Annotated in this window: 22 protein-coding genes; 9 read left to right on the top strand and 13 right to left on the bottom strand. The window is 73.4% G+C overall.

Annotation, left to right across the window (positions count from 1 at the left end; genetic code table 11):
* Position 1: 1 nt before the first annotated feature.
* The 7 genes from ACN269_RS18360 to ACN269_RS18330 form a co-directional block, all read right to left on the bottom strand.
* The gene (locus ACN269_RS18360) at positions 2-1,603 is read right to left on the bottom strand and encodes an acyl-CoA carboxylase subunit beta (RefSeq protein WP_421473590.1); all 1,602 of its coding nucleotides are present in this window, start codon (positions 1,601-1,603) and stop codon (positions 2-4) included.
* Positions 1,600-2,796: an acyl-CoA dehydrogenase family protein gene (locus ACN269_RS18355; RefSeq protein ID WP_421473589.1), complete on the bottom strand. Its 1,197-nt coding sequence runs from the start codon at positions 2,794-2,796 to the stop codon at positions 1,600-1,602. The genes ACN269_RS18360 and ACN269_RS18355 overlap by 4 nt, the downstream gene beginning before the upstream one ends.
* The gene (locus ACN269_RS18350; protein WP_421473588.1) at positions 2,793-4,457 is read right to left on the bottom strand and encodes an acyclic terpene utilization AtuA family protein; all 1,665 of its coding nucleotides are present in this window, start codon (positions 4,455-4,457) and stop codon (positions 2,793-2,795) included. The genes ACN269_RS18355 and ACN269_RS18350 overlap by 4 nt, the downstream gene beginning before the upstream one ends.
* A complete protein-coding gene (locus tag ACN269_RS18345) occupies positions 4,454-5,251 on the bottom strand; it encodes a TIGR03084 family metal-binding protein (protein WP_421473587.1) in 798 nt (265 codons plus the stop codon). The genes ACN269_RS18350 and ACN269_RS18345 overlap by 4 nt, the downstream gene beginning before the upstream one ends.
* 35 nt (positions 5,252-5,286) lie before the next feature.
* Entirely contained in the window at positions 5,287-5,892 is a 606-nt protein-coding gene (locus tag ACN269_RS18340) for a TetR/AcrR family transcriptional regulator (RefSeq protein WP_421473586.1), read from the bottom strand.
* Between the two features lie 353 nt (positions 5,893-6,245).
* Positions 6,246-6,989 carry a metallophosphoesterase family protein gene (locus ACN269_RS18335; RefSeq protein ID WP_421473585.1) on the bottom strand — a complete coding sequence of 248 codons (744 nt, stop codon included), beginning with the start codon at positions 6,987-6,989 and terminating at the stop codon, positions 6,246-6,248.
* Positions 6,990-7,111: 122 nt separating this feature from the next.
* Positions 7,112-7,789, bottom strand: a complete 678-nt coding sequence (locus ACN269_RS18330; protein WP_007073398.1) for a Crp/Fnr family transcriptional regulator — start codon at positions 7,787-7,789, stop codon at positions 7,112-7,114.
* A 143-nt stretch (positions 7,790-7,932) separates the two neighbouring features.
* On the opposite strand from ACN269_RS18330, the gene ACN269_RS18325 reads away from it, so the two are divergent.
* The 6 genes from ACN269_RS18325 to ACN269_RS18300 all read left to right on the top strand — a co-directional run bounded on the left by ACN269_RS18325 (position 7,933) and on the right by ACN269_RS18300 (position 13,243).
* The gene (locus tag ACN269_RS18325; protein WP_421473584.1) at positions 7,933-8,595 is read left to right on the top strand and encodes an adenosylcobinamide amidohydrolase; all 663 of its coding nucleotides are present in this window, start codon (positions 7,933-7,935) and stop codon (positions 8,593-8,595) included.
* A 56-nt stretch (positions 8,596-8,651) separates the two neighbouring features.
* Positions 8,652-9,830 carry a CapA family protein gene (locus ACN269_RS18320; RefSeq protein WP_421473583.1) on the top strand — a complete coding sequence of 393 codons (1,179 nt, stop codon included), beginning with the start codon at positions 8,652-8,654 and terminating at the stop codon, positions 9,828-9,830.
* 40 nt (positions 9,831-9,870) lie between these two features.
* Complete coding sequence (gene nth / locus ACN269_RS18315) at positions 9,871-10,659, top strand: endonuclease III (protein WP_421473582.1); 789 nt, start codon at positions 9,871-9,873, stop codon at positions 10,657-10,659.
* Complete coding sequence (locus ACN269_RS18310) at positions 10,656-11,312, top strand: TlpA family protein disulfide reductase (RefSeq protein WP_421473581.1); 657 nt, start codon at positions 10,656-10,658, stop codon at positions 11,310-11,312. The genes nth and ACN269_RS18310 overlap by 4 nt, the downstream gene beginning before the upstream one ends.
* Complete coding sequence (locus ACN269_RS18305; protein ID WP_421473580.1) at positions 11,309-12,001, top strand: NUDIX hydrolase; 693 nt, start codon at positions 11,309-11,311, stop codon at positions 11,999-12,001. The genes ACN269_RS18310 and ACN269_RS18305 overlap by 4 nt, the downstream gene beginning before the upstream one ends.
* 63 nt (positions 12,002-12,064) lie before the next feature.
* Positions 12,065-13,243 carry a MarP family serine protease gene (locus tag ACN269_RS18300; RefSeq protein WP_421473579.1) on the top strand — a complete coding sequence of 393 codons (1,179 nt, stop codon included), beginning with the start codon at positions 12,065-12,067 and terminating at the stop codon, positions 13,241-13,243.
* A 13-nt stretch (positions 13,244-13,256) separates the two neighbouring features.
* Here the strand turns inward: ACN269_RS18300 and ACN269_RS18295 are convergent, their stop codons facing one another.
* The 5 genes from ACN269_RS18295 to eccCa form a co-directional block, all read right to left on the bottom strand.
* Positions 13,257-13,490 (bottom strand): phosphatase PAP2 family protein, encoded by a 234-nt coding sequence (locus ACN269_RS18295; protein WP_421473578.1) that lies wholly within the window; start codon positions 13,488-13,490, stop codon positions 13,257-13,259.
* On the bottom strand, positions 13,490-13,948 hold the full coding sequence (locus ACN269_RS18290; RefSeq protein ID WP_421473577.1) for a hypothetical protein: 459 nt from the start codon (positions 13,946-13,948) through the stop codon (positions 13,490-13,492). The genes ACN269_RS18295 and ACN269_RS18290 overlap by 1 nt, the downstream gene beginning before the upstream one ends.
* A 37-nt stretch (positions 13,949-13,985) precedes the next feature.
* Positions 13,986-14,777 carry a phosphatase PAP2 family protein gene (locus tag ACN269_RS18285; RefSeq protein WP_421473576.1) on the bottom strand — a complete coding sequence of 264 codons (792 nt, stop codon included), beginning with the start codon at positions 14,775-14,777 and terminating at the stop codon, positions 13,986-13,988.
* Positions 14,778-14,829: 52 nt separating this feature from the next.
* Positions 14,830-16,161: a type VII secretion-associated serine protease mycosin gene (gene mycP, locus ACN269_RS18280; RefSeq protein ID WP_421473575.1), complete on the bottom strand. Its 1,332-nt coding sequence runs from the start codon at positions 16,159-16,161 to the stop codon at positions 14,830-14,832.
* Between the two features lie 74 nt (positions 16,162-16,235).
* A complete protein-coding gene (gene eccCa, locus ACN269_RS18275) occupies positions 16,236-20,219 on the bottom strand; it encodes a type VII secretion protein EccCa (RefSeq protein WP_421473574.1) in 3,984 nt (1,327 codons plus the stop codon).
* 101 nt (positions 20,220-20,320) lie between these two features.
* On the opposite strand from eccCa, the gene eccD reads away from it, so the two are divergent.
* Positions 20,321-21,724, top strand: a complete 1,404-nt coding sequence (eccD, locus tag ACN269_RS18270; RefSeq protein WP_421473573.1) for a type VII secretion integral membrane protein EccD — start codon at positions 20,321-20,323, stop codon at positions 21,722-21,724.
* A 31-nt stretch (positions 21,725-21,755) separates the two neighbouring features.
* Here eccD and ACN269_RS18265 read toward each other — a convergent pair whose 3' ends face one another.
* Complete coding sequence (locus ACN269_RS18265) at positions 21,756-22,262, bottom strand: inorganic diphosphatase (protein ID WP_393052500.1); 507 nt, start codon at positions 22,260-22,262, stop codon at positions 21,756-21,758.
* Between the two features lie 452 nt (positions 22,263-22,714).
* Here ACN269_RS18265 and dacB point away from each other — a divergent pair, with 452 nt between their 5' ends.
* Both dacB and ACN269_RS18255 read left to right on the top strand, forming a co-directional pair.
* On the top strand, positions 22,715-24,247 hold the full coding sequence (gene dacB, locus ACN269_RS18260; protein WP_421473572.1) for a D-alanyl-D-alanine carboxypeptidase/D-alanyl-D-alanine endopeptidase: 1,533 nt from the start codon (positions 22,715-22,717) through the stop codon (positions 24,245-24,247).
* Positions 24,248-24,350: 103 nt separating this feature from the next.
* Positions 24,351-25,421, top strand: a complete 1,071-nt coding sequence (locus tag ACN269_RS18255; RefSeq protein ID WP_421473571.1) for a zinc-dependent metalloprotease — start codon at positions 24,351-24,353, stop codon at positions 25,419-25,421.
* The last annotated feature ends 5 nt before the right edge of the window (positions 25,422-25,426 follow it).

Below are 25,426 nucleotides of genomic sequence, written 5' to 3'. Positions count from 1 at the left end.
TCTACATCCGGAAGACGCCGAAGCCGTCGGCGCCCTGCACCGGTCCGTTGTGGATCGCCGACAGGCAGAGGCCGAGGACGGTACGGGTGTCCCGAGGGTCGATCACCCCGTCGTCGTAGAGCCGGCCGGAGAGGAACAGCGCGCCCGACTGCGACTCGATCTGCTGCTCGACCATCATCCGCATCGCCGCGTCGGACTCCTCGTCGTAGTCCCGTCCACGGGCGGCGGCAGCCTGCCGGGCCACGATCGACAGCACGCCGGCAAGCTGTGCCGGGCCCATCACCGCCGACTTGGCGTTCGGCCAGGTGAACAGGAACCTCGGCTCGTACGCCCGACCGCACATGCCGTAGTTGCCGGCCCCGTACGAGGCACCGAGGTTCACCGTGAGGTGCGGCACCGTCGAGTTGGACACGGCATTGATCATCAGGGCGCCGTGCTTGATGATCCCGCGCTGCTCGTACTCGGTGCCGACCATGTAGCCGGTGGTGTTCTGTAGGAAGATCAACGGGGTGTCGGAGGCGTTGGCGAGCTGGATGAACTGGGCCGCCTTCTGCGCCTCCGCGCTGAACAGCACCCCTCGCGCGTTGGCCAGCACACCCACCGGATAACCGTGCAGCTCGCCCCAGCCGGTGACCAGTGAGTCCCCGTACGCCGGCTTGAACTCGTCGAAGTCACTGCCGTCCAGGATCCGGGCCAGCACCTCACGCGGGTCGAACGGCACCTTCAGATCGGAGCTGACGACGCCCAGCAGCTCCTCCGGGTCGTACTTCGGTGGCTGCGGCACCGCCGTCCGTGGCGCGGGACCCCGCTTGCGCCAGTTCAGCCGGCGTACGCACTGGCGGGCCAGGCGGATGCCGTCGCGCTCGTCCTCGGCCAGGTAGTCGGCCAACCCGGACGTCCCGGCGTGCATCGCCGCGCCACCCAGCGACTCGTCGTCGGTGACCTCGCCGGTCGCCATCTTCACCAGCGGCGGCCCGGCCAGGTAGACCTGCGACCGGTCCCGAATCATGATCACGTGATCGGACATCCCCGGCACGTACGCGCCGCCGGCCGTCGCGTTGCCGAAGACCACGCTGACCGTGGGGATGCCCGCGGCCGAGAGGCGGGTCAGGTCCCGGAACACCCGGCCGCCGGGGATGAAGATCTCCGCCTGGGTGGGCAGGTCCGCCCCGGCCGACTCGACCAGATTGACCATGGGCAGCCGATTGGCGAGAGCGATCTCGCCGGCCCGCCGGGTCTTGGCCAGGGACCACGGGTTGACCGCGCCGCCGCGTACCGTCGGGTCGTTGGCGACGATCAGGCACTCCACGCCCTCGACGACCCCGATGCCGGTGACCACGCTGGCCCCCACCGGGAAGTCCGTGCCGTAGGCGGCGACCGGCGACAGTTCGAGGAACGGGCTGTCGGCGTCGACCAGCAACTCGATCCGCTCCCGGGGCAGCAGCTTGCCGCGCGCGTGGTGCCGCGAGACGTACTTCTCGCCGCCGCCCGCCCGCGCCTGGTCGAGCGCGGCGTCCAACTCGGCCAGCCGCTCCAGCAGGGCCGACCGGTTCGCCGCGTACCCGGGCGCGGTCGGGTCGATCGCGCTGTCCAAGACGGTCATAGGCCCATGCCCTTCGCGATGATCTCGTTCATGATCTCGGTGGTGCCGCCGCCGATGCCGAGGATCCGCGCGTCGCGGTAGTGCCGCTCCACCTCGGCGTCACGCAGGTAACCGAAGCCACCGTGCAGTTGCAGCGCCTGGTCGACGACGTGGTCGCAGGCGGCCACCGCCACGTTCTTCGCCATCGCCACCTCGGTCACCACCGGCTCGCCCGCCGCTACCCGGGCGGCCACCTCGTGCACGTACGACCGGGCCGCCTCGGCCCGAGTGTGCATCTCGGCCAACCGGTGCCGGACGACCTGCCGGCCGACCAGCGGACGCCCGAAGGTCTGCCGGTCCCGGCACCAGCGCACGGCCAGTTCCACACAGCGTTGCGCGGTCGCGTACGCCTGGGTCGCCAGCGAGAGTCGCTCCGCCGCGAAGTGCTGCATGATCGCCAGGAAGCCGGTGTTCTCGGCGCCGATCCGGTTGGTCACCGGCACCCGCACGTCCACGAAGGACAGCTCGGCGGTGTCCGAGCAGTGCCAGCCCAACTTCTCCAACCGGCGTCCCACGGTGAACCCGGGCGAATCCTTGTCGATCACGAGCAGGGTCAGCGCGCCGCTGCCGGGGAAGTCGGTGCACACCGCGGTGGTCACGAAGTCGGCCCGGTGACCGCTGGTGATGTAGGTCTTCGAACCGTTTACCACGTAGTGGTCGCCGTCCCGGATGGCGGTCGTGCGGATGCCGGCGACGTCCGAACCACCGTCCGGCTCGGTGATGGCCAGGGCGCCGATCATCGTGCCGGCCAGGGTGGGTCGGACGTACCGCTCGATCAGGCCGTCGTCACCCGGGGACGGGACGCCGGTGAGTCGACCGCCCAGCGATCCACCGGTACGGGCACCGGCGGCGGCGACCATGTGCGGCAGCGCAATGCCGTGCGTGAACAGGGCCGCGACCAGCCCGGACGACCCGCCCGCACGGATCAGCTCCTCGGTCACGATGATCGAGTCGAGCAGGTCGCCGCCGCTGCCGCCGACCGACTCGGGAAAGCCGATACCGAGCAGGCCCAGCTTCGCGGCCGTGGCGTGCAGGGCCCGGGGGACCTCGCCGGCCCGCTCCCAGTCGTCCAGGTGCGGCAGCACCTCCCGGGTGACGAACGCCCGGGTCAACTCGCGGAGCTGTCGACGCTCCGGGGTGTCCACGATGCTCATCGGGCAACCACCGCCGGCAGGTCGACGATCCGTGCGCGGAGCAGCTCGCCCAGCGCCTTGGCCTGCGGATCGAACCGGGTGGACGCGGCGACCCCGGCCCCGAGCAGGCCCTCGATAACGAAGTTCACCGCGCGCAGGTTCGGCAGCTCGTAGCGCCGGACGGTCAGCGCCGCCGTCTCCGGCAGCAGCTCGGCCAGCCGCTCGACGGTCAGCCAGCCGCGCAGCCACGCGTACCCGGCATCGGAGCGCGCCCAGACGCCGAGGTTGGCGTCGCCGCCCTTGTCGCCCGAGCGCGCGCCGACCAGCTCACCGAGCGCTCCGCGCCGAGTCGTGCCGGTGACCGCCGCGTCGCCACCCGACGCCGTTTCGTCCGGGCGGATCGGGGCCGTGCGGACCGGTGGGGCGATCGGCACCCGCTCGCCACCGGGCAGGACCGCCACCTGCGCGACCTCGTCCTGCGGCAGGGTGTCGGCGGTGAAGACGCCGTACGGGGTGGCGTCGCCCGGCAGGGTGGTCAGCGTGCAGCCCGGGTACGAGGCCAGCGCCAGCTCCACGGCGGCGGCCGAGAAGGCCCGCCCGGCCCGCGTCCGGTCGCTGTCCCGCAGGTGTACGTGCAGAAGGGCGCTGGCCGCCTCGGTGTCGACGGCGTCCGGGTGATCGGTACGGGCGAGGGTGAACTCCAGCCCGTCCGTGCCCACCGCCTCCTCGATCTGCCCGCGCACCAGGGCCGCCTTCGCCTCGATGTCGAGGCCGCACAGGACGAACGTCATCGAGTTCCGGAAGCCGCCGAGGTTGTTGACGCCCACCTTGAGCGTGGGCGGCGGCAGGGTGCCCCGCACGCCGGTGACGCGCACCCGGTCCGGTCCGTCGGGGTGCAGGGTCACCGTGTCCAGCCGGGTGACCACGTCCGGCCCCAGGTACGCCGGGCCGCCGACCTCGTACAACAGTTGGGCGGTAACGGTCTCCACGGTGACCGCGCCACCGGTGCCCGGATGTTTGGTGAGTACGGCGGAGCCGTCGGGGTGCACCTCGGCGATCGGGAAGCCGGGCCGGTGCCCGCCGTCGGGCAGTTCGGTGAAGAAGCTGAAGTTGCCGCCGGTGACCTGTGCGCCGCACTCGACGAGGTGCCCCGCGACGGTCGCTCCGGCCAGCTCGTCGAGGTCGTCGTGGCGCCACCCGTACCGGGCGATGGCCGGGCCCACCACCAGCGACGCGTCGGTGACCCGACCGGTCACGACCACGTCGGCCCCGGCGTCGAGGCACGCGGCGATCCCGAACGCGCCCAGGTACGCGTTCGCGGTGAGCGCGTCGGCCCGTGGGAGCACGTCGCCCTCGACGTACCCGACCTTCGCCGGCAGGCCCAGTCGGCCGGCGAGCGCCTCGATGGCGGCGGCCAGGCCGGCCGGGTTCAGCCCGCCGGCGTTCGTCACGAGCCGTACCCCCCGGTCGAGGGCCGTGCCGAGGCACGTCTCCGCCTGGCGCAGGAACGTCTTCGCGTAGCCGAGGTCGGGGTCGCGCAGTCGGTCCCGACCGAGGATCAGCATGGTCAACTCGGCCAGGTAGTCACCGGTCAGCACGTCCAACTCGCCGCCGTCGAGCATCTCCCGCCAGGCGGTGAACCGGTCACCGTAGAAGCCGGAGGCGTTCCCGATACGGATCATGGGCGTACCCCGTCTCCGCTGGCCGGCGTCCGGCCGTCGCCCGGCGGTCCGGCGAATGCCTGGGCCACGTCGAGCCATTCGTCGGCGACCGGGCCGGTGGGCCGCAGGGCGAGATCCGCCCGATGCCGGCGCTGGGTGACCAGGAGACAGAAGTCCAGGGCCGGGCCGCTCACCCGGTCGACGGCGTCCGCCGGCCCCCAGACCCAGGTGTCGCCGCCGGGCGCGGCCAGCTCGACCCGGACCGGCGACGCCGGTGCGGCACGGCCGTGGGCGATGAACCCGTGCCCGAGGGTACGCACACCGAGGTGCGCCACGTGGCGGAGGCGGTCGGTGGCCGGCCGGACGACATCGAGGGCGTCGGCCACGTCCGCACCGTGCGCCCACGTCTCCATCATCCGGGCGGTCGCCATCGAGCTGGCCGACATCCGGGTGCCGTACCAGGGCAGTTTCTCGCCGGCCGGAACGGCGGCCAGTGCGTCGACGAGCGCGGCCCGGCCGGCCCGCCAGCGGGCCAGCAGGTCGGCGGGGGGTGCCAGGAACTCGTCGACCCCGGCGTCCACCAGCCGGGTCACGTCCGGCGCTCCGGTCACCGTCGCGTAGAACGCCTCGGCGTCGGTGGCGGCCAGCAGCGCCACGTGGTCGGTCCAGGCCAGGTGGGCGATCTGGTGCGCGATGGTCCAGCCTGCGGCCGGGGTCGGGCGGGCCCAGTCGGCCACGGAGAGCGGCGCGACCAGCGCGTCCAGGTCGGCGCACTCGTCGGTCAGATCCGCGAGCAGGTTACTGAGGTCGACCATGGTGCCTCCGATCGGTGCGCGCCCCGGCGGCCGGGTCAGGGCGTGAGCAGGGTGGCGAGCTGACGTTTCCAGGTGACGAGCAGGGCGGTACGACGGGCCGAGTCGTCGCTGAGCAGGTTGGCCACCCCGAGCCCGCGCATCAGGTCGAGGGTGGCCTGCACCGCCTCGCGGACGCCGGGTCGGCGCTCGTCGACCCCGAGCAGCGAGACGGTGAGCCGGTGCATCTCCCGGCCGACCGTCGCCTCCAACGGCACCAGGGCGTCGCGAAGCTCGCGGTCGGTGCGGGCGGCCACCCACAGTTCGAGCGCGGCGACGAAGAGCGGCCCGGTGAAGGCCACCCCGAGCAGGTCGATCACCCGGTCCAGCCGCTGCGGGCCGGCCGGCAGCGCCTCGGCCTCGGTGCGCAGCTCCTCGGCCCGGCGTTCGGCCAGGTGGGCCACGGCGGCCGTGACCAGTGCGGCCTTCGTGGGGTAGTGGTGCAGCTGGGCACCCCGCGAGACGCCGGCCCGGGCGGCCACCACGGTGGTCGTGGTGCCGGACCAGCCGTGCTCGATGAGGCAGTCGACGGTGGCCTCCAGCAGGCGGGCCCGGGTGGCGCGACTGCGCTCCTGTTGGGGGACGCGCGTCGATGCGGGAGGCATGCGAACAGCCTGTGGCCTGAGAAACAAACAGTCAAGACTGACTTTTTATGGCTCCAAGACGGCGCGCACTGGACCGGGGTCGTCCCACCCGGTGTTCGCGGGGATCTGTCGGGCCGCTCCCACCCGGTGTTCGCGGGCTTTGCCGGGTCGCCCCACCCGCTCTACTCAGGCCCTGTCGAGCTGCCCCAGGAATGGGGCGGCGAGTCGTCTCTCGAATCGCCTGCCCCAGATCCGGGGCAGCTCGACAGGAACCGACCACCTACTCCGCCGTCCTGCTCGCCACCATCGCTCGGCCGTGCCCGGGGCGCGGGCTGGCGGGTCGAACGTGTTCGCGTCGGGCGTATCTGTGCGGTTCAGCGGCCGTCGCCGGGGCCGAACACGGCGAGCGCGTCGGTGTCGCTGTGCCGGGAGCGTAGGTACTCGTCGGCCCAGGCCGCGGCGTCGGGGAAGGTCGACTCCGCCGCCACCCGGGCGCAGGCCGCGTCCACGTCGAAGGCGGTACGACGTAGCTGGACGCCCGGCCCGAGCAGGGCCCACCACGCGCCCGTGCCCCCGTACGGCATGCCGACGCTGCCCGGGTTGACGACCAGCCGTCGGTCGACCAGCCGGGTGAAGGGCATGTGGGTGTGGCCGCAGACGACCGTGGAGACCTCGGCCGGCAGGCCGGCGAACACCTCCGCCCAGCGTGCCAGCCGCGAATCGACGAGCACCATCTCCTCGTCGTCGCGGGGCGTCGCGTGGCAGAACAGTGTCTGGCCCAGGCCGTCGATCTCCAGTGTCACGGTCGCGGGCAGCGCGGCCAGCCGGGCGACCTGATCGTCCCGGAGCTGGCCGGCGGCCCAGTTCGACACCTCGATCGAGGCGGGTCGGCCCGCGCGGGCCTCGACCAGCTCACGTTCGCAGTTGCCGCCCACCCAGCAGGCCCGGTCACCGAGGTCGGCGAGCACGTCCAGCACCTCGACCGGCTGTGGACCGGCCGCGATGTCGCCGGTAAGCACGATGAGGTCGGCGGCGGCGACGTCCGGCTCGGCCAGCACCGCCTCCAGCGCGGGCAGTACGCCATGGATGTCGGAGAGCACGGCGACCCGGTTCGGCATGGCCCCACACTTCACCCGGCCAGCCGTCCCGAACCAGCGATTCTGCGCTGGGCAGACAAACGGGCAGACGAAGACGTCCCCGCCTTGCCGGCGATGCCGGAAGGCGGGGACGTACCGATGTCTCAGACGCGGGCGCGGCGGGCCAGACGCTCCGGGTCCAGGATGATGATGCTCTTGCCGTCCAGCCGCAGCCAGCCGCGCGAGGCGAAGTCGGCCAGCGCCTTGTTGACCGTCTCCCGGGAGGCGCCGACGAGCTGGGCGATCTCCTCCTGGGTGAGGTCGTGGGTCACCCGCAGGACGCCGCCGTCGCGGGTGCCGAAGCGGCCGGCCATCTGGAGCAGGTTCTTCGCCACCCGGCCCGGCACGTCCGTGAAGATCAGGTCGGCGAGCGAGTCGTTGGTCCGGCGCAGCCGCCGGGCGAGCACCCGGAGCAGCTGCTCGGCGATCTCCGGGCGGTTGTTGAGCCACGGACGCAGCGCCTGCTTGCGCAGCCGTACGAGTCGGGTGTCGGTCACCGCGGTGGCGGTCGCCGTACGCGGACCCGGGTCGAAGAGCGACAGCTCGCCGACCATGTCCGACGGGCCCATCACCGCGATCAGGTTCTGCCGGCCGTCCGCCGCCCGGCGGCCGACCTTGATCTTCCCGGACAGCAGGATGTAGAGGCTGTCACCGGGCTCGCCCTCATTGAAGACGACCTCGCCCTTGCGGACCTCGATCGTCTCCATCTCCTTGGCGAGCGCCTCGGCAGCTTCCGGGTCGACACCCTGGAAGATCCCGCTGCGGGCCAGTACCTCGTCCATTGCGCACCTCCGGTTGCGCGTGCCGTCCGTCGGCCGGGGCCGCCGTCCGCTGATCCCCTCGCGCGCCGCCAAGTCTAGGCGCACGTGAGCACGAATCAGAGGTCGCCCCTGGAATCTTGATCGGTGGGCGTAACCTGCCCGACGTGCTGAGGGACCCGATTCTGACCAGCCGCGTCGAGGGCGGGCGAAACGTACCGCTGCTCGTCTGGCGGACCGACGGGCCCCTGCGGGCGGCCAGCAGCGGCCCTCTCGGTGGTGGCGTGGGCGTACGCCGGTGGGTGCTGAACGCGACCGTGCCCATGTCGTACGACCGGGACGACCCCGCCGCCCACCTGGCCGCGCTCGCCGCGGACCTGGCCCTGGACGGGCCCGGGGTGGGTCTGCTGACCGGCGTGGACGTGACCGAGGTGGTGGCCCGGACGGACACCGGGGTGCGGGCGTGGGCGACCGTCGGGCTCGGCACGCCGGTGCCCGCCGCCGCGCCGGCCGCGGGAGGGCTCACCCAGCGGGTGGGCACGGTCAACATCGTGGTGTACGTGCCGGCCCGGCTCGCCGATTCGGCGCTCGTCAACGCCGTCGCCACCGCCACCGAGGCGAAGACCCAGGCGATCGGGGAGCTGGGACTGCCGGGGACGGGCACCCCCACCGACGCGGTCACCGTGCTCTGCCCGGTCGACGGGCCGGAGGCCGCGTACGGCGGGCCACGCTCGACGTGGGGTGCCCCGTTGGCCCGAGCCGTCCATTCCGCCGTGCGCGCGGGTGGCGAACGACCGGTCGTGCCCTGGTCAGACCGCCTGACCGGCTGAACTTCCGACCGATCGGCCCTCGTCGGCGCGTTGCGGCGTCGGTAGGGTCGCGGGCAATGTACGCTGCCGCCCCTTCCGCGTCCCGCCCGTTCCGCCGCGTCGCCGTCGGTCTCGCGGCGCTGCTGGCCGCCCTGCTCGTCGCCGGCTGCGCCGACAGCGGCAAGGCCCCGGTGTGGCAGCCCGGCGCCGGTGGTGGTGGCACGGGCGCGCCACTGAACACGGCCGGCCCGAAGGCCAGCGGCGACGCGACGGCCTCCGGCGGGGGCGACACCATCTCGCTCTCCGCGACCGGCGACATCATCATGGGCAACGCGCCGAGCCGCCTGCCGGCCGCCGGTGGGAAGGGCTTCTTCGACTCGGTCGCCGGGGCACTCAAGGCCGACCTGGTCATGGGCAACCTGGAGGAGCCGCTGACGGTGGACACCGGCACCGGCAAGTGCGGGGCCAACTCCACCCGCTGCTTCCAGTTCCGCGCCCCGCCCGAGTACGCGGCGCACCTGCGCGACGCCGGCTTCCGGGTGCTCAACCAGGCCAACAACCACGGCTACGACTACGGGCCGAAGGGCTACCAGAACACGCAGAAGGCGCTCAAGAAGTACGACCTGGAGCACACCGGCGCGCCGGGCGAGATCACCGTGGTCGACGTCAAGGGCGTCAAGGTCGCGATCGCCGGCTTCTCCTCGTACGTCTGGTCCAACAGCCTGGTCGACATCGCCAAGGCCAAGACGGTGATCGCGAAGGCGGCCACCCTGGCCGATCTGGTCGTGGTGCAGGTGCACATGGGTGGCGAGGGAGCGGACAAGACCCGGGTGAAGCCGGGCACCGAGTTGTTCCTGGGCGAGAACCGGGGCGATCCGGTCAAGTTCTCCCACGCCATGATCGACGCGGGCGCGGACCTGATCGTCGGGCACGGGCCGCACGTGCTGCGGGGCATGGAGTTCTACAAGGGGCGGCTGATCGCGTACAGCCTGGGCAACTTCGCGGGCGGCGGCAACTCGTTGAGCAACGCCGGCCGGTTGGGCTGGGGCGGTGTGCTGAAGGTGTCGCTCAAGCCCGACGGGAGCTGGGGCGGCGGCTCGTTCACCTCGACGTACATGAACTCGACCGGCAAGCCGACGATGGATCCGGACGACCGGGGCCTGGGTCTCGTCACCGAGCTGAGCCGCACCGACTTCCCCAAGGCCGGGGCCCGGTTCGACGGTCAGGGCAGGATCACCGCGCCGACCGGCGGTTGACCCACGAGGAAGGTCCGGGGTGCGACGTAGGCTGACCGTCGTGACCAGTAGCCCTCCCGGCGCCAGCGAGACCGACCTCGGGCGCACCCGCCGCGCTCGCAAGATCGGCCGGGTGCTGACCGAGACGCACCCCGACGCGCACTGCGAGCTGGACCACTCCAACGCGCTGGAGCTGTCCGTCGCCACCATCCTGTCCGCCCAGTGCACCGACAAGAAGGTCAACGAGGTCACCCCGAAGCTCTTCGCCCGCTACCCGGACGCCGCCGCGTACGCGGGTGCCGACCGGGGCGAGATGGAGGAGCTGATCCGGCCCACCGGCTTCTACCGCAACAAGACGGACTCGCTGCTCAAACTCGGGCAGGCCCTCGTCGACAGGTACGACGGCCAGGTTCCCGGCCGGCTCGCCGACCTGGTGACGCTCCCCGGGATCGGCCGTAAGACCGCGAACGTCATCCTCGGCAACGCCTTCGACGTGCCCGGTATCACCGTCGACACGCACTTCCAGCGGCTGGTGCACCGGTGGCGGCTGACCACCGAGACCGACCCGGTCAAGATCGAGCACGCGATCGGCGCGCTGTATCCCAAGCGCGACTGGACGATGCTGTCGCACCGGATCATCTTCCACGGCCGACGGGTCTGCCATGCCCGCAAACCGGCCTGTGGAGCGTGCACGCTCGCGAAGCTCTGCCCCTCGTACGGCACCGGACCGACCGAGCCGGCCGCAGCCGCCAAGCTGCTCAAGGGCCCCCGGGCGCGTGACCTGGCCGTGGCGGCCGGGGTCGACCCGGAGCTGGTGCCGCCGCAGGCGGTCGCCGCGGAGGTGCCGTGAACCGCCTGAGTGCCGTCACCCGGCGGCTCGCCCTGTTCGCCGTGCCGCTGACGCTGTTCGTCGGCGGTTGCACCGACAGCCCGGCCGACGACCCCGCACCGAAGCCGGCCGCCGCCGAGCGACCGTCGCCCTTCAGGGACTGCGCCGCCTTGGGCACGGCACCGACGCCCAGCCCCGGGGCTGTCTCCGCCACGCCCGACGCGGGCGCGACCGCTGCCGCTGCCGGTGGGCAGGAGCTGCCCGCGTTGACCCTGCCCTGCTTCACCGGCGGCGCGCCGGTCGCGCTGCGGGACGTGGCCGGGCCAGCCGTGATCAACGTGTGGGCCTCCTGGTGCGGGCCGTGCCGCAAGGAACTACCGGCCTTCCAACGGCTCAGCGAGCGGACCTCCGGTCGGCTCCAGGTGGTCGGGGTCAACACCCGCGACAGCCGCGGCGGTGCCCAGGCCATCGGCGAGGACTTCGGCGTACGGTTTCCGGTCCTCGTCGACCAGGGGGACGCGCTGCAACGGGAGCTGCGGCGCAACGCCTTCCCGCTGACCCTCTTCGTCGACGCGGCGGGCCGGATCCGGCACATCGACGCCACCGGGGCCCTCGACGACGCCCAGCTCGGCACGCTGGTCCGCGAGCACCTGGGCGTGGCGGTGCCGGCGTGACCCGTCGACCTCCCGGCTGGATCGACCCGCTGCTGAGCCGGCTGGGCACGGCCCGCGTCGAGGACTTCACCCGGCTCAGCACCCCCGCCGAGGGTGGCCGGGAGAGCGCCGTGCTGGTACTGCTCGGCGAGCAGCCCGACACCGGGCCGGACGTGCTGATCCTGCAACGGGCCGCCACCCTGCGTAACCACGCCGGTCAGCCGGCCTTTCCCGGTGGGGCGGCCGATCCGGAGGACGCCGACGCCCGCGCTACCGCGCTCCGCGAGGCCAACGAGGAGGTCGGCCTCGACCCGGCCAGCGTGACCGTCCTGGCCGAGCTGCCGAAGCTGTGGATCCCGGTCAGCGACTTCGTGGTCACCCCGGTGCTGGCCTGGTGGCACGACCCGCATCCGGTGCACCCCCGGGAGCCCGCCGAGGTGGCCCACGTGGCACGCCTGCCGATCCGCGAACTTGTCGACCCGGCCAACCGGCTGCGGGTCCGCCACCCCAGCGGCTGGGTCGGTCCGGCGTTCTCGTCGCGCGGCATGCTCGTCTGGGGCTTCACCGCCGGGGTGCTGGCGGCCCTGCTGGAGATGGGCGGCTGGTCCCGCCCGTGGTCGCCCGGCCGGCTCGTCGACCTGCCGCCCACGGGCGCCACCCCCGCTCCCTCGGCCGGCACCGACGAGGTCGACGAGACCGCCCTGCGCTGACGGCGCGGTCACCTTCCGCAAGCGATGGTCATCCGCTGGGCGCGGTGCCCGTACGCTGGAGGCGTGTCCGTCGTGGATCTCGTCCTGCTGCTGCTCATGCTCGTGTTCGCGATCAGCGGATACCGCCAGGGTTTTGTCATCGGCGTCACCTCGCTGTCCGGCTTCTTCCTGGGTCTCCTGCTCGGCCTGCAACTCGGGCCGCTGTTCGCCCGACAGTTCGTCGACGCCGGCACCCGGGTGCTGATCTCCCTGGTGGCGATCTTCGGTTTGGCGGTGATCGGGCAGGCGCTCGCCGGCTGGCTCGGGTCGCACCTGCGCAAGACGATCACCAGCGACGTGGGCCGGCGGGTCGACGACATCGGTGGTGCCTTCGTCTCCCTGTTCGCGGTGCTCCTGCTGGCCTGGCTGGTCGCCGTACCGCTCGGGTCGTCGTCGGTGCCCTGGCTCGCCGCCTCGGTACGCAACAGCGCGTTGATCAGCGTGGTGAACGGGATCCTGCCGGAGGAGGCGCACCGGCTCTCGACCGCCTTGGAGGACACCGTCGACACCGACGGTTTCCCGGACGTCTTCGGTGGCCTCGCGCCCACCCGGGCCCGGCAGGTCGAGCCGCCCGACCCGGCGCTGGCCGGCTCGCAGGTGGTGGTCAACGGTCAGCGTTCGGTGGTCAAGGTGCTCGGTTCCGCGCCGAGCTGCTCGCGCCGCATCGAGGGCTCCGGCTTCGTGTACGCCGACGACCGGGTCATGACCAACGCCCACGTGGTGGCCGGTACCCGTACGGTGGCCGTGGAGCTGGGCGGCGAGCGGTACGACGGCCAGGTGGTGGTCTATGACCCCAACCGGGACCTGGCCGTGCTGCTGGTGCCGGGGCTCCCCGGCCCGTCGCTGCGGTTCGCCGCCGGCAACGCGGGCAGTGGCTCGGACGCCATCGTGCTCGGCTTCCCGCTCGACGGCCCGTACAACGCGCAGTCGGCCCGGGTCCGGGACGTCGACCGGATCAAGGGGCCGGACATCTACTCGTCCGGTGACGTCACTCGGGAGATCTACACGATCCGGGCGCTGGTGCGCAGCGGTAACTCCGGGGGTCCGCTACTGTCGGCCAACGGCCTGGTGCTCGGCGTCATCTTCGCGGCGGCGGCCGACGACCCCAACACCGGCTTCGCGGTGACCGCCGCCGAGGCCCGGCCGGTGGCGTTGGCCGGTGCCGAACGCAACCGGGCCGTCGCCACCGGCGAGTGCACCTGAGCCCCGTACCGGATCAGGTCCGGGCCGTGGCCGCGACCGGCAGCTTCGTGCGTCCCCAGCGCAGTCCCCGGTCCAGGACCGCCCGCGCCATGATCGCGACGCAGGTGCCGCCGTTGAGGAAGGACGCCGCCACGTCGCTCGGGTGGTGCATCCCCCGGTACATCCGGGTCAACGCCACGCCCACCGGCACCAGCAGCAGCGTCCACCAGGCGACCTTCGCGCCGGTGCTGCGCGCCCGCAGTGCCATCAGCACCGCGATGCGACGTAGAGGGCCACCGCGGCCGAGGTGTGCCCGGACGGAAAACTCGACGTGGGCGGCGACGTGTCCATGTGCTCCACCGCCGGCCGCTGCCGGTCGATCACCATCGTGGTGAACAGGAACACCAGCGCCTGGGCGGTCACCGCCGCGCACAGGAACAGAGGCTCCCGCCAGCGCTTCAACCAGAGTCGCAGCGCCAACGCCACCAGCACGGTGACCACGACGATCATCTGGGTGCTGGCCAACGTGCTGAACACCAGCGAGACGTCGTTCCAGCCGGCGGTGCGGTCACCGGCGAACTCCCGGTTGACCGCGTCCTCGACGGTGAACGGCCAGGTATGGGCGAACACCCGGGTGACCAGTACCCCGAGCAGCACCATGACGCCGAACAGGAGGGACACCGGCAACAGCACCCGCCGGAGAATCTGGACCACGGTGTCGGACATGAGCCGGCCAGTACCCCGTCGACGTCGTCGTCACGCCTCAGGTCGCGTCGGGCCGCCGCTCGACCTCGGGCGCGACACCTTCGCGGACCGGTCGGACCGGTCGCAGACCGGTGTGCGCCCGCCAACTGGTGAACGCGGCGGTGGTCGCCGCCACCACCGCCACGCCCAGCAGCCAACCGCCCACCACGTCGCTGGTGAAGTGCACGCCGAGCACCACCCTGCTCAGCCCGGTGACCAGCGTGATCAGCACCGCGGCGACCCAGAGCGCGACCCGCGAGGGTCCGCGCCGGACGTACGGCAGGAACACCAGCAGCAGCACGCCGGCGGCCAGGGTGGCGTTCAGCGCGTGCCCGGACGGGAACGAGTAGCCGGCGGCCCGCGCCACCGGGTCGAGCAGTTCCGGCCGGTCCCGGCCCACGAGCAGCTTGAGCAGCGGTCCCAGCAATCCGCCGACGACCATGGTGGTGGTCGCCCAGAGGGCCAGCCGGCGGGCCTGGCGACGCACCAGCCAGATCACCACCAGCAGCACGACGACCCGCAGCGGCATCGGCGCGAACACCTCGCTCCACACCCGCATCAGCACGACCCAGGCCGGGTGGTCCACCGCGTGCTCGTGCAGCGCGTCGGTGATCGTCGTGTCCAGCCGGTGCAGCGGCGCCCACGCTCCGAGCACCAGCAGCGCGAGCAGGGCGAACGGCACCAGCACCAGGAACGCCGCTGTCGAGGCCAGGGTCAGTCGCAGCCCCAACGAGTGGTCCGGGTCGAGGCGACGTCGCCGCCAGGACGGTGGTCGGCCGGTGTCGAGGGTACGGGTGGCGGACGTACTCATGCGGTCGGTTCTACCCCACCCGCCGGGCAATCAGGCCTGTCCCGTGCGTCGTTCAGCGCGCGCGCTGGCGGAACCGGCGCACCATCAGCGCCGCGCCCGTGACCAGAGCGGCGAAGAGCACCGCGCCTGTCCACAGTCGCTCCGGCGCGGATTCGGCCGGCACGCCCGCCGGTCGTGCCGTCCACCCCGTCTGCTGCCGGGGAGCGGTGAAACCGAGCGGGTCGCTACCGGCGCCGCTCACCGTCTCGTCGTCGCCCGAACCGGGGGCCGGACCGAAGCCGACCACGCCGGGCGAGGTCTGATCGTCCAGCGGGTTGGCGGCGACGGGCGGAACATCCGCCGTGAGCGCGGCCACCGGGTCGACCACCCCGTACCCGAATCGGTCGTCCCGGCCGGTCGGGCCGATGTCCCGGGCGGTGACCAGGAGCCGGTTGACCACCTGGCCGGCGGGCATGTCCGGGTAGCGTGACCGGACCAGCGCGGCGGTGGCGGCCACCAGCGGCGCGGCGAAGCTGGTGCCCTGCACCCGCCAGTACCCGTCGGTCGGACGTGCGCCGACCAGGCCGCTGGCCGGAGCGGTGAGCACGGTCGCCCGACCGGTGATCGACCCGGACCACAGGTTGTCGCTGTTGCGCTCCAACCCGGCTACCGCGACGACGCCCGGCTCGCGAGCCGGGTACCAGGGCTTGGAGTCGGTCGACGTGGCCAGGTTGCCGGTGCAGGCCACCACCACCACGTCGCGGGCGAACGCGTAGTCCAGAGCCGCGGCCAGAGCCGGGCTGTCGCCGCTGCCGCCCAGCGACAGGTTGATCACCCGGGCGCCGTGGTCGACCGCCCACCGGACGCCCTTGGCGACGATCAGGGCGTCGTCGTACTTGTTGCGTTCGTCCAGCACGCGTACCGGAAGGATCCGGGCATCCGGTGCCAGGCCGACCACGCCCCGCTTGTCGTCGTTGCGCCCGGCGATCAGGCCGGCGACCGTGGTGCCGTGGCCCACCGGATCCGGGCCGGCGCCGCCGGCCGGTCCGACCAGGTCGAGCCCGGGCAGCACCTGACCGGACAGGTCGGGATGGTTGGGGTCCACACCGGAGTCGACCACGGCGACGGTCACGCCCCGGCCGGTCGAGGTGCGCCAGGCCGTGTCGGCCCGCAGTTCGTCGAGCTGCCACTGCTCGTCACGCACCTGGTCGGTGCGGGAGACGCTGTCGCCGGGGGCGAACGCGGCCGGCGCGCCGGCGAGTTGTCCACCGCCGCTCGGCGCGGCGACGGGAGCGGCGCTCGGCACCGCGACAGCAGCCAGCGCCGCCACGCCGAGCAGCGCCCGACCGGCCCGCCGGGCCACTGCCGGAGCGCTGTGCCGAACCCCAGTCACATCCACTGCCATTCATCCCGACGGAACCATGACGATCGGAGATTACCGGTTTCCCCACGCGTCACGGGGGGAACCGCGAAGACAGGTCACGGTGGCGGCAAATGTGCCAGCTGGACGAGGCGTACGCCCTCCCGCCGGGTGACCAACCGACCACGGCCCGGCGGCAGCGGCCCGGGGCGTACCGACCCGACGAGCGCGCCCTCCTCCGGGCTGCCCGCCATCACCAGTCCGGCGGTGGACAGCTCCCGCAGCCGCTGCACGATCGGCTCGTACTGGGCGCGGCCCGCGCCGCCGGAACGGCGGGCCAGCACCAGGTGCAGGCCGACGTCGCGGGCGTGCGGCAGATGCTCCTCCAGGGCCCGCAACGGGTTCGCCGGCCCGGTCGCCACCAGGTCGTAGTCGTCGACCAGCACGAACAGTTCCGGCCCCGACCACCACGAGCGGTCACGTAACTGCTGCGGGGTGACCTCCGGCCCGGGCGCCCGCCGCTGAAGGTAGCCGGCGGCCGACTCGACCAGGTCCGCAGTGTGCGCGGCCGCGGTGCCGTAGCCGATCAGGTGCGGCGTCTCGATGGCACCGAGCAGGCTGCGCCGGTAGTCCACCAGGATGACCCGGGCCTCCTCCGGCGTGAACCGCGCGGTGATCGACGCGGCCAGCGCCCGCAGGAACGACGACTTGCCGCACTCGGCGTCCCCGAAGACCACGAAGTGCGGCTCGGCCGCGAAGTCGAGCTGCGCCGGCCGCAGGTCGGCCTCGGCGACACCGATCGGCAGCCGCAGTCCGGTGGTGGCGGTGAGATCCAGATCGGCGTACGGCAGCACCGGCGGGAGAAGTCGGACCGGAGGCGCCACCGGCCCGGACCAGCTGTCGGTGATCCGCTCGACCAGCTCGGCGGTGCCACCGCTCGGGCCCGCCAGTCGCGGGAGCGCGGTCAGGAAGTGGAGGCTCTGGGCCGTCACCCCCCGGCCGGGACGCTCCGGCACGTTCGCCGCGGCCCGCCGGGCGACCAGCGAGTCGGCCGGGTCGCCGAGGCGCAGCTCCAGCCGGGAGCCGAACAGGTCCCGGATCGCCGGGCGGAAGTCCAGCCAGCGCAGGGCCGTGGCCACCACGTGGAGCCCGTACGACAGACCACGGGTCGCCAGGTCGGTGACCAGCGGTTCGAGGTCGTCGTACTCGCTGCGCAGCGTGCTCCATCCGTCCACCACCAGGAAGACGTCGCCGAACGGGTCGGCATCCGGCTGACCGGTCGTCGCCGTGGCGGCCCGACGTTGCCGGTACGCGGCCGTCGACTCCACGCCCAACTCGGCGAAGCGGCGCTCCCGGTCGGCCAGGAGGGTGGTCAGTTCGCCGACGGTGCGTCGTACGGCGGTCGGGTCGGCCCGACCGGTCACCCCGCCCACGTGCGGCAGGTCACGCAGCGCGGTGAGGCCCCCACCGCCGAAGTCGAGACAGTAGACCTGCGCCTCGGCCGGGGTGTGGGTGAGCGCCAACGCGCAGATCAGCGTTCGCAGCGCCGTGGACTTGCCGCTCTGTGGAGCGCCGACCACCGCCACGTGCCCGGCCGCACCGTCCAGGGCCAGCCAGAGCAGGTCCCGGCGCTGCTCCAACGGCCGGTCCACCACGGCCACCGGCACGCTCAGCGCCCCGTGCAGCTCGGGGTTGGCCACGGTGAGCCCGCGCGCCGGGTCCACCTCGACCGTGCCGACCAGCTCGTCCAGGGCCGGCGGGTCACCGAGCGGCGCGAGCCACACCTGGTGCGCGGGCGGGCCCTGCCCGACGAGCCGGTCGACAAGCAGGTCGAGCAGGGTCTCCCGGCCGGGCTCGTCCTCGGCCACCATGGGCAGGGCCGGTGTCGCCGGCTCGGGCAGCGGCACGGCGTGGGTGGTGAACGTGAGCAGGCGGGCCTCGCCGTCGCCCGTGCCGCCGGCCGTGGCGGTCCGGCGACGTACGGTGCCGGAGACGTACGCCGCCTTGAACCGGGCCAGCGGATCGGTGCCGGCGCGCAGGTAGCCGTGGCCCGGCGAGCGGGGCAGCTCGTGGGCGTCCGGCACGCCGAGCACCGTGCGGGACTCCAGCGCGGAGAAGGTGCGCAAGCCGATGCGGTACGACAGGTGCGTGTCCAGCCCGCGCAGCCGACCCTCCTCCAGGCGCTGGCTGGCGAGCAGCAGGTGCACTCCGAGCGACCGACCCAGCCGACCGATCTGCACGAACAGATCGATGAAGTCGGGCTTGGCGGAGAGCAGCTCAGAGAACTCGTCGCAGATCAGCAGCAACGACGGCAGTGGGGCGAGCGGGCTGCCGGCCGCGCGGGCCCGCTCGTAGTCGCGCACGCTGGCGAAGTTGCCGGCGCGGCGCAGCAACTCCTGCCGGCGGACCAGCTCCCCGTTGATCGCGTCGACCATCCGGTCCACCAGCGGCAACGCGTCGGCCAGGTTGGTGATCACCGCGGCGGTGTGCGGCAGCCGGTCGAACGGCGCGAAGGTGGCGCCGCCCTTGAAGTCGACCAGGACGAAGTTGAGCTGCTCGGAACTGTGCGTCGCGGCCAGCCCCAGCACGAGCGTGCGGAGCAGCTCGGACTTGCCCGACCCGGTGGCCCCGATGAGCAGACCGTGCGGGCCCATCCCGTCCTGGGCGGACTCCTTGAGGTCCAGTTCGATGGCGCCACCGTCGACGCCCACCCCGATCGGCACCCGCAGTCGGTCCCGGGGCGAACGCGGCGTCCAACCCTGCTCGGCGGTGAAGCTCTCCGGGTCGCCGAGGCCGAGCAGCTCCGGTAGGCCCAGCTCGACCTCCAGCGGGGCGTCCGGGCCGCGGGCCGTGCCGGCCAGCCGCAGTGGCGCCAGTCGCCGGGCGACGGCCTCGGCGTCGGCGAGGTCGAGGTGGTCGGCGCTGCCCACCTCGGCGTGCCCGTCCACCGACCACGAGTGCAGCCGCCGGCCGCGCAGCTCGAGCAGCAGCGCGTACCGGTCGAGCAGGCGCGGCGGTGGCGTGTCCAGGTCCAGCACGGTGACCGCGTCGATGCCGCCGTCGCCGGTCAGGTCGGTGGCCTCGGTCAGGTCGCCGCCGTCGAGGATCACCACCACGTGCGGGCCGTCGGTGGCCGGACCGGCCGGGCTGAACCGGGAGCGGCTGGCCACCACGTCGGCGAGCAGCCGTTCCAGCTCCGCGCCCGACGAGGTCACCAGCCGGGCGGGTCCGAGCGCGTCTGTCTGCCCGGGGTGGTGCGCGTGCGGGAGCCACTTCACCCACTCCCAGGCGGCGCGGCGTTCGGGGCCGGCGCAGACCGCGATCAGCAGCTCGTCGGGCGCGTGGAACACGGCCAGCTGGATCAGCACGGCTCGGGCCAGGGCCCGCGCCGCCGGGTCACCGGTCGGCGTGCGCGGTCCGCCGGTGGTCGGGCCGCTGCCGGCGGCGCTGCGCACGTGCACCCGGGCGAAGCTGCGCAGGGACAGGGCCACCGGCAGCTCCGGCACCACCGAGTACGCGTCGAGGAACCGGCGCAGCGCGCCGGCTGTCATCGGCTCCAGCTCCTCGAGCGGCCGGGTGACCGGCGGCACCAGCGGGGTGGCCAGCGTCTGCGGACCGACGGCGACGCGTACCACCGCGAAGTCCGGGTCGCCGGGGCGGCGTTCCCAGAGCCGGCGACTGTCCACGGTCGACCACAGCCGGGCCGGGTCGGGGTGTCGGTAGTAGAGGCCCGCGCGCTGTTGTCCGGCGGTCTGCCGGACCCGACGGCGCAGTGTCGCCAGGTGGCGCAGGTACTCGCGGCGGGCCGCCATCATCTCGGACTTCTTCGGGGTGCCGGAGGCGCTGCCCCACGTGGTGACGAGCATCGCGAGCGACGAGAGCCCGAACATGCCGCCCACGACGTACGAGTACGCGCCGCCACCCCGCCCGAACATCATCGCCATCGCCACCGTGCCGCCCAGCATCGGCAGGATCATCAGCGCCTGCTGCCACCGGCCGCCGGCCACCGCCGGGATCTCCGGTGGCGCCTCGACGGGCAGCTCGCCGACGGGGATCTCCGGTGCCGGCCGACGCGGTGGGCGCTTGATGACGACGGTGGACACTCGGCCTCCTGACTGCGCTGGGTAACCCGAGCCTGGCTCATGGTAGGTAAAGTCCTGTCGTCCCCGCAGCCTCCGATGCCGTTCGATATGGAGACCGGTCGATGACAACCGGACTGGCACGCGTCACCATCAGCGCCCCCCAGCGGCGGGTGGACGTCGCACTGCCGGAGCAGGTCCCCCTGGCCGAGCTGCTGCCCGACGTGCTCCGGCACGCCGGGGAGGGACTGGCCGACGACGGGGAACGGCACGGCGGCTGGGTGCTGCGCCGCACCGACGGCGCGCTGCTGGCGACCGCGCAGGCGCTGCTGCCGCAGGGTGTCCGCGACGGCGAGGTGCTGCACCTGGTGCCGGCCCGCGCCCACTGGCCCGAGCTGGAGTACGACGACGTCGTGGAGGCGATCGCCGACGGCGCCCGTCGACGTGGCGGAGCCTGGTCGCCCACCGCCACCCGGGTCGCCGGTCTGGCCGGTGCCGCCGTACCGCTCGCCGTGGGGTTGCTCGCCCTGCTCGCCAGCGGCCCGACGTCGAGCAGCGGCTGGGTCGCGGCGGCCGTGGTGGCACTGCTGCTCACCGTGGCCGGCACGATCGCCAGCCGCGCCAACGGCGACGGTGCGGCCGGCGCGACGCTCGGCGGGTACGCGCTCCCGTACGCCTTCGTGGCCGGCGCCCTCGCCGTCGGCTCGGGTGACCCGGTCGGCCCGCTCGTGCCGGTGCGCTGGGTCGGCGCGGCCGAACTGCTGGCCGGCTCGGTGGCGCTACTGCTCGTGGCGCTGCTCGGGCTGCTCGGGGTGGCGAGCCGACAGCGGATCTTCGTGGCCGGCGTCACGATCGGCCTGCTCGGTGCCGGCGCGGCCCTCGGCGCGCTGCCGCTGACCCCCGCCGGCACGGCGGCGGTGCTCCTCAGCGCACTGGTCTTCGCCGTCGGGGCGATCCCGCTGCTGGCCATCCGGCTCGGCAAGCTGCCGCTGCCGCCGATCACCCTGCCGGCCACCCCACCCACCGCCGAGCCGGAACGGCCCAGGGACCTACCGGACTCCGGCCGGGTGCAGGCGGCGGTCACCCGCACCGAGGAGATGCTCACCGGGATGCTGCTCGGGCACGCGGTGCTGGCCGTCGGGGCCGCCGTCGTACTCGGGGCGGCCGGTGGTACGGCCGGACCGGCGCTGGTGGCGGTGGTCTCGGCCGTGCTGCTGCTGCGGTCCCGGCTGTTCGTGGCGCTACGGCACCGGGTCCCGACGGTGCTCGCCGGGCTCGCCGGCTACGCGGTACTGGGCGCGGTGCTGGTCGACCGGGCCGACGACACCGGCCGCCTGGCGCTGGTCCTCGGCGGGACGGCGGTGGGTCTGGTGACCGTGGCCGCGGGTGCCGGGTACGCGCGACGGCCGGTCTCGCCGTACCTCGCAAGGGTGGCGGATCTCACCGACACGGCCCTGGTGGTCGCCGTGGTGCCGGTCGCCTGCGCGGTGCTCGACCTGTACGACAAGGCCCGGGGGCTGCTCGGGTGAGCAACCCCCGGGCCCGGCCGGAGGTCGTACGTCAGTGCGAGGACTCGCCACGCGCCTCGGCGTCGCGCGCCCGCTGGTAGGAGGCGCGGATCTCGGCCTCGGCCTCGGTGCGGCCGACCCAGGTCGCGCCCTCGACCGACTTGCCGGGCTCCAGGTCCTTGTACACCTCGAAGAAGTGCTGGATCTCCAGGCGGTCGAACTCGCCTAGGTGGTGGATGTCGCGCAGGTGCTCCTGGCGCGGATCCTCGTAGGGCACGCAGAGGACCTTGTCGTCGCCGCCCTTCTCGTCCGTCATCCGGAACATGCCGATGGTCCGGCAGCGGATGAGGCAGCCCGGGAAGGTCGGCTCGGGGACCAGCACGAGCGCGTCCAGCGGGTCGCCGTCCTCGCCCAGCGTGTCCTCGATGAAGCCGTAGTCGGCCGGGTACTGGGTGGACGTGAACAGGGTGCGGTCCAGCCGGATCCGGCCGGTCTTGTGGTCCACCTCGTACTTGTTGCGGTGACCTTTGGGGATCTCAACCGTCACGTCGAAATCCATCTGCACGCTCCCTCGTCTGCCCACGCTGGCTAACGGAACCACTGGCGGCCCTCCGGACAGGTGAATGCCCACCCGCCGACTCCGGCCGCCGCATAGTCTTCGGACCGAAGTAGTGTCACCCAAGCCGATTTTCGTTGGGGGAGGAGGGGGTCGTGGGGAGGGAAGATTCACACTACCGTCCGGACAGGGGCGTCGTAGGCGGTACCGGGCGATCCGGCCCCGGTGGGGCGACCGGAAGGGTCCCGGTCCCGGACGCACACTTCCCCCGGCCGGACGAATCGGTTCCCGAGCGGCCACCACCCCTGCCGTGGCGTCCGTCCGGCGCGGCCCCGGCAGGACCGAACAACGGTCGCTTCCCGGTCGTCGGCCCGGACCGCCCGGCGGGCGGCGCGCACCCCCCGGGCCGCGCGTCGGTCCGACCCGCCCCCAGCGGCCCGACCTGGGGTGGCCCGATGCCCGGCGAGCGGCCGGCTGTCGGCACTCCGTACGGCGAACCGCCGCTGGGCCCGCCGATCTCCGCGCTGCCCTCGACGGCCGACGTCGAACCGCCGGCCACGCCACGCCGTCGCGGGCGACTGGTGACCGTGCTCGCCGTCGTGGTGCTGCTGGTGCTGGCCGGAGTGGGTGTCGTGGTGACCCGTCCCGGCCCGGTCGCCGGCTGGCTGGGCGACGACGGGGCGTCCGCGCCGACCGCCGCCGGCGCCAGCGCTGAACCCGACCCGTCGGACGTGCTGAACGGACCCGATCCGAACGCTCCGCTGCCCAGCGCCGACGCGGTACGGGCCGCGCTCGACCCGTTGGTCGACGTACCCGCCCTGGGCGACCGGGTGAACGTCTCGGTGGCCGACGTGACCACCGGAAAGACGCTGTACGGCAAGGGTGCGGACGACGGAACGGTGCCCGCCTCGGTGACCAAACTGGCGACCGCGGTGACCGTGCTGGCCGCCCGTGGCCCCGGATTCCGCATCCCGACCCGGGCGGTGGCCGGCACCAAGCCGGGCGAGGTGGTGATCATCGGTGGCGGTGACCCCACGCTCGCGGTGAACAAGAAGGGCTACTACCCCGGCGCGGCACGCCTGGACGACCTGGCCGCGCAGGTGCGTACCGCCCTCGGCGGCACCGCCCCGACCAGCGTCACCGTCGACGGCACGGTCTACTCCGGCCCGCTGTACGGCCCCGGCTGGGACGACGACATCCCGACCGGCGGGTACGGCGGCGCGGTGACCGCGCTGATGACCGACGGGGCGCGCAAGGACCCGGGCGCCGAGCCCGGAGGAGCCGAGCGGGTCTCCGAGCCCGACCTGGCCGCCGGTCGGTCGTTCGCCCGGCTGCTGGGCGTTGCGACCAGCGCCGTCAAGCGGGGTAAGGCCCCGGCACTGGCGACCGCCGCCGGTGGCACCCCGCCAGCCGGTACGGAGTTGGGCGTGGTGCAGTCGCCACCGCTGATCCGGCTGGTCGACATCATGATCAGCGAGAGCGACAACCTGCTGGCCGAGGCGCTGGCCCGCCAGGTGGCCCTGGCGCGCAACCAGAAGGCGTCGTTCGACGGCGGCGCCGCCGCGATGGACGCCGAGGTGGCGGAGCTGGGCCTGCCCGCCGAGGAGATCACCCTCTCCGACGGCAGTGGGCTGTCGCGCAACAACCGGATCAGCCCGTCCCTGCTCACCGACCTGATCCGGCTGGCCGCGAGTCCGGACCATCCGGAACTGGCCGGCGTCTTCGGGGGCCTGCCGGTGGGCGGCTGGTCCGGCACGCTGGGCGAGCGCTACCGGGGGGCCCCGGGTACCGCTGCCGGTGCCGGCGCCGTCCGCGCGAAGACCGGCACCCTGACCGGGGTGCACGCCATCGCGGGCCTGGTCACCACGGCCGACGGCCGACTGCTCACGTTCGCGGTGCTCACCGACCGGGTGCCCGGCGGGACGGACACCGCCCAACCGGCGCTGGACCGCATCGCTTCCGCACTGGCCGGGTGCGGCTGCCGCTGACCAGTTTCTCGGCCCGGTCCGGGTCGGCGCGCGGGGCCGCGATCGGCGTCGATCGCCGACGCGAGGCCGGGCCGGGGTGTCGCGACGCGGGTACGGTGGGTTCATGGCGCAGTTCGTGGACTGGGATCTGGCCGCCGCCACCGCGGGGGCGTTGAGCAAGTCGGGCCCCCGGGTGTCGTACGCCGAGGCCACCGACGTGGTCGGCGACCTGCGTCGGCTGACCGACGAGGCGGCCGGGCACGTGGCCGACTACACCGGCCTGCGGGCGCAGGTGGCGCACCCGCCGGTGCGGGTGGTCGACCGACGGGACTGGGCGGCCACCAACATCGCCGGGCTGCGCGAGGTGATCACCCCACTGGTCAGCCGGCTGTCCGGCGACAAACAGCCCGGCGCGCTCACCGAGGCGATCGGGTCGCGGTTGACCGGGGTGCAGGCCGGCACCGTCCTGGCCTACCTGTCCGGCCGGGTCCTCGGCCAGTACGAGGTCTTCTCGGCCGACCCGGGGCAGCTGCTCCTGGTGGCGCCGAACATCGTCGAGGTGGAGCGCAAGCTCGAAGCCGACTCCCGGGACTTCCGGCTGTGGGTCTGCCTGCACGAGGTCACCCACCGCACCCAGTTCACCGCCGTGCCCTGGATGCGGGCCTACTTCCTCGGCGAGGTCCAGGCGTTCGTCGACGCGTCCTCCAGCGGCGGCGAACATCTCGTCGAGCGGCTGCGGCGCGGTGTCGCGACGCTGTCCGAGGCGGTCCGCGACCCGGAGAGCCGGACGAGCGTGCTGGACATCGTGCAGACCCCGGCGCAGCGGGCCGTCCTCGACCGCCTCACCGCGCTGATGACCCTGTTGGAGGGGCACGCCGAGTTCGTGATGGACGGCGTCGGCCCGCAGGTGATCCCGAGCGTGGAGCGGATCCGGGCCTCGTTCAACCGTCGTCGCGAGGCGGGCAACCCGTTGGAGAAGGCGATCCGCCGGCTGCTCGGGGTGGAGGTCAAGATGCGCCAGTACGCCGAGGGGCGCAAGTTCGTGCACGGCGTGGTCGAGCGCGTCGGCATGGACGGCTTCAACCAGATCTTCAACTCACCGCTCACCCTGCCCCGGCTGTCGGAGCTGGGCGACCCGGACGCCTGGGTGGCACGCGTGCACGGCCCGGCCGGCACCGTCCCGTCCGCCGGCTGACCGGC

It is taken from the genome of Micromonospora sp. WMMD736, assembly GCF_049179015.1.
Lineage (GTDB): Bacteria > Actinomycetota > Actinomycetes > Mycobacteriales > Micromonosporaceae > Micromonospora.
The sequence above is the reverse complement of the archived record's forward strand: the minus strand, read 5'-3'. Positions and strand labels throughout refer to the sequence as shown.

Coding starts and splice junctions, on each gene's coding strand:
- ACN269_RS18290 (WP_421473577.1), bottom strand. CDS start 13,948: ATGTCCGACACCGTGGTCCAGATTCTCCGGCGGGTGCTGTTGCCGGTG.
- ACN269_RS18355 (WP_421473589.1), bottom strand. CDS start 2,796: ATGAGCATCGTGGACACCCCGGAGCGTCGACAGCTCCGCGAGTTGACC.
- ACN269_RS18345 (WP_421473587.1), bottom strand. CDS start 5,251: ATGGTCGACCTCAGTAACCTGCTCGCGGATCTGACCGACGAGTGCGCC.
- mycP (WP_421473575.1), bottom strand. CDS start 16,161: ATGGCAGTGGATGTGACTGGGGTTCGGCACAGCGCTCCGGCAGTGGCC.
- ACN269_RS18320 (WP_421473583.1), top strand. CDS start 8,652: ATGTACGCTGCCGCCCCTTCCGCGTCCCGCCCGTTCCGCCGCGTCGCC.
- dacB (WP_421473572.1), top strand. CDS start 22,715: ATGCCCGGCGAGCGGCCGGCTGTCGGCACTCCGTACGGCGAACCGCCG.
- ACN269_RS18335 (WP_421473585.1), bottom strand. CDS start 6,989: ATGCCGAACCGGGTCGCCGTGCTCTCCGACATCCATGGCGTACTGCCC.
- eccD (WP_421473573.1), top strand. CDS start 20,321: ATGACAACCGGACTGGCACGCGTCACCATCAGCGCCCCCCAGCGGCGG.
- ACN269_RS18330 (WP_007073398.1), bottom strand. CDS start 7,789: ATGGACGAGGTACTGGCCCGCAGCGGGATCTTCCAGGGTGTCGACCCG.
- ACN269_RS18255 (WP_421473571.1), top strand. CDS start 24,351: ATGGCGCAGTTCGTGGACTGGGATCTGGCCGCCGCCACCGCGGGGGCG.
- ACN269_RS18265 (WP_393052500.1), bottom strand. CDS start 22,262: ATGGATTTCGACGTGACGGTTGAGATCCCCAAAGGTCACCGCAACAAG.
- ACN269_RS18340 (WP_421473586.1), bottom strand. CDS start 5,892: ATGCCTCCCGCATCGACGCGCGTCCCCCAACAGGAGCGCAGTCGCGCC.
- ACN269_RS18360 (WP_421473590.1), bottom strand. CDS start 1,603: ATGACCGTCTTGGACAGCGCGATCGACCCGACCGCGCCCGGGTACGCG.
- ACN269_RS18285 (WP_421473576.1), bottom strand. CDS start 14,777: ATGAGTACGTCCGCCACCCGTACCCTCGACACCGGCCGACCACCGTCC.
- ACN269_RS18295 (WP_421473578.1), bottom strand. CDS start 13,490: ATGGCACTGCGGGCGCGCAGCACCGGCGCGAAGGTCGCCTGGTGGACG.
- ACN269_RS18350 (WP_421473588.1), bottom strand. CDS start 4,457: ATGATCCGTATCGGGAACGCCTCCGGCTTCTACGGTGACCGGTTCACC.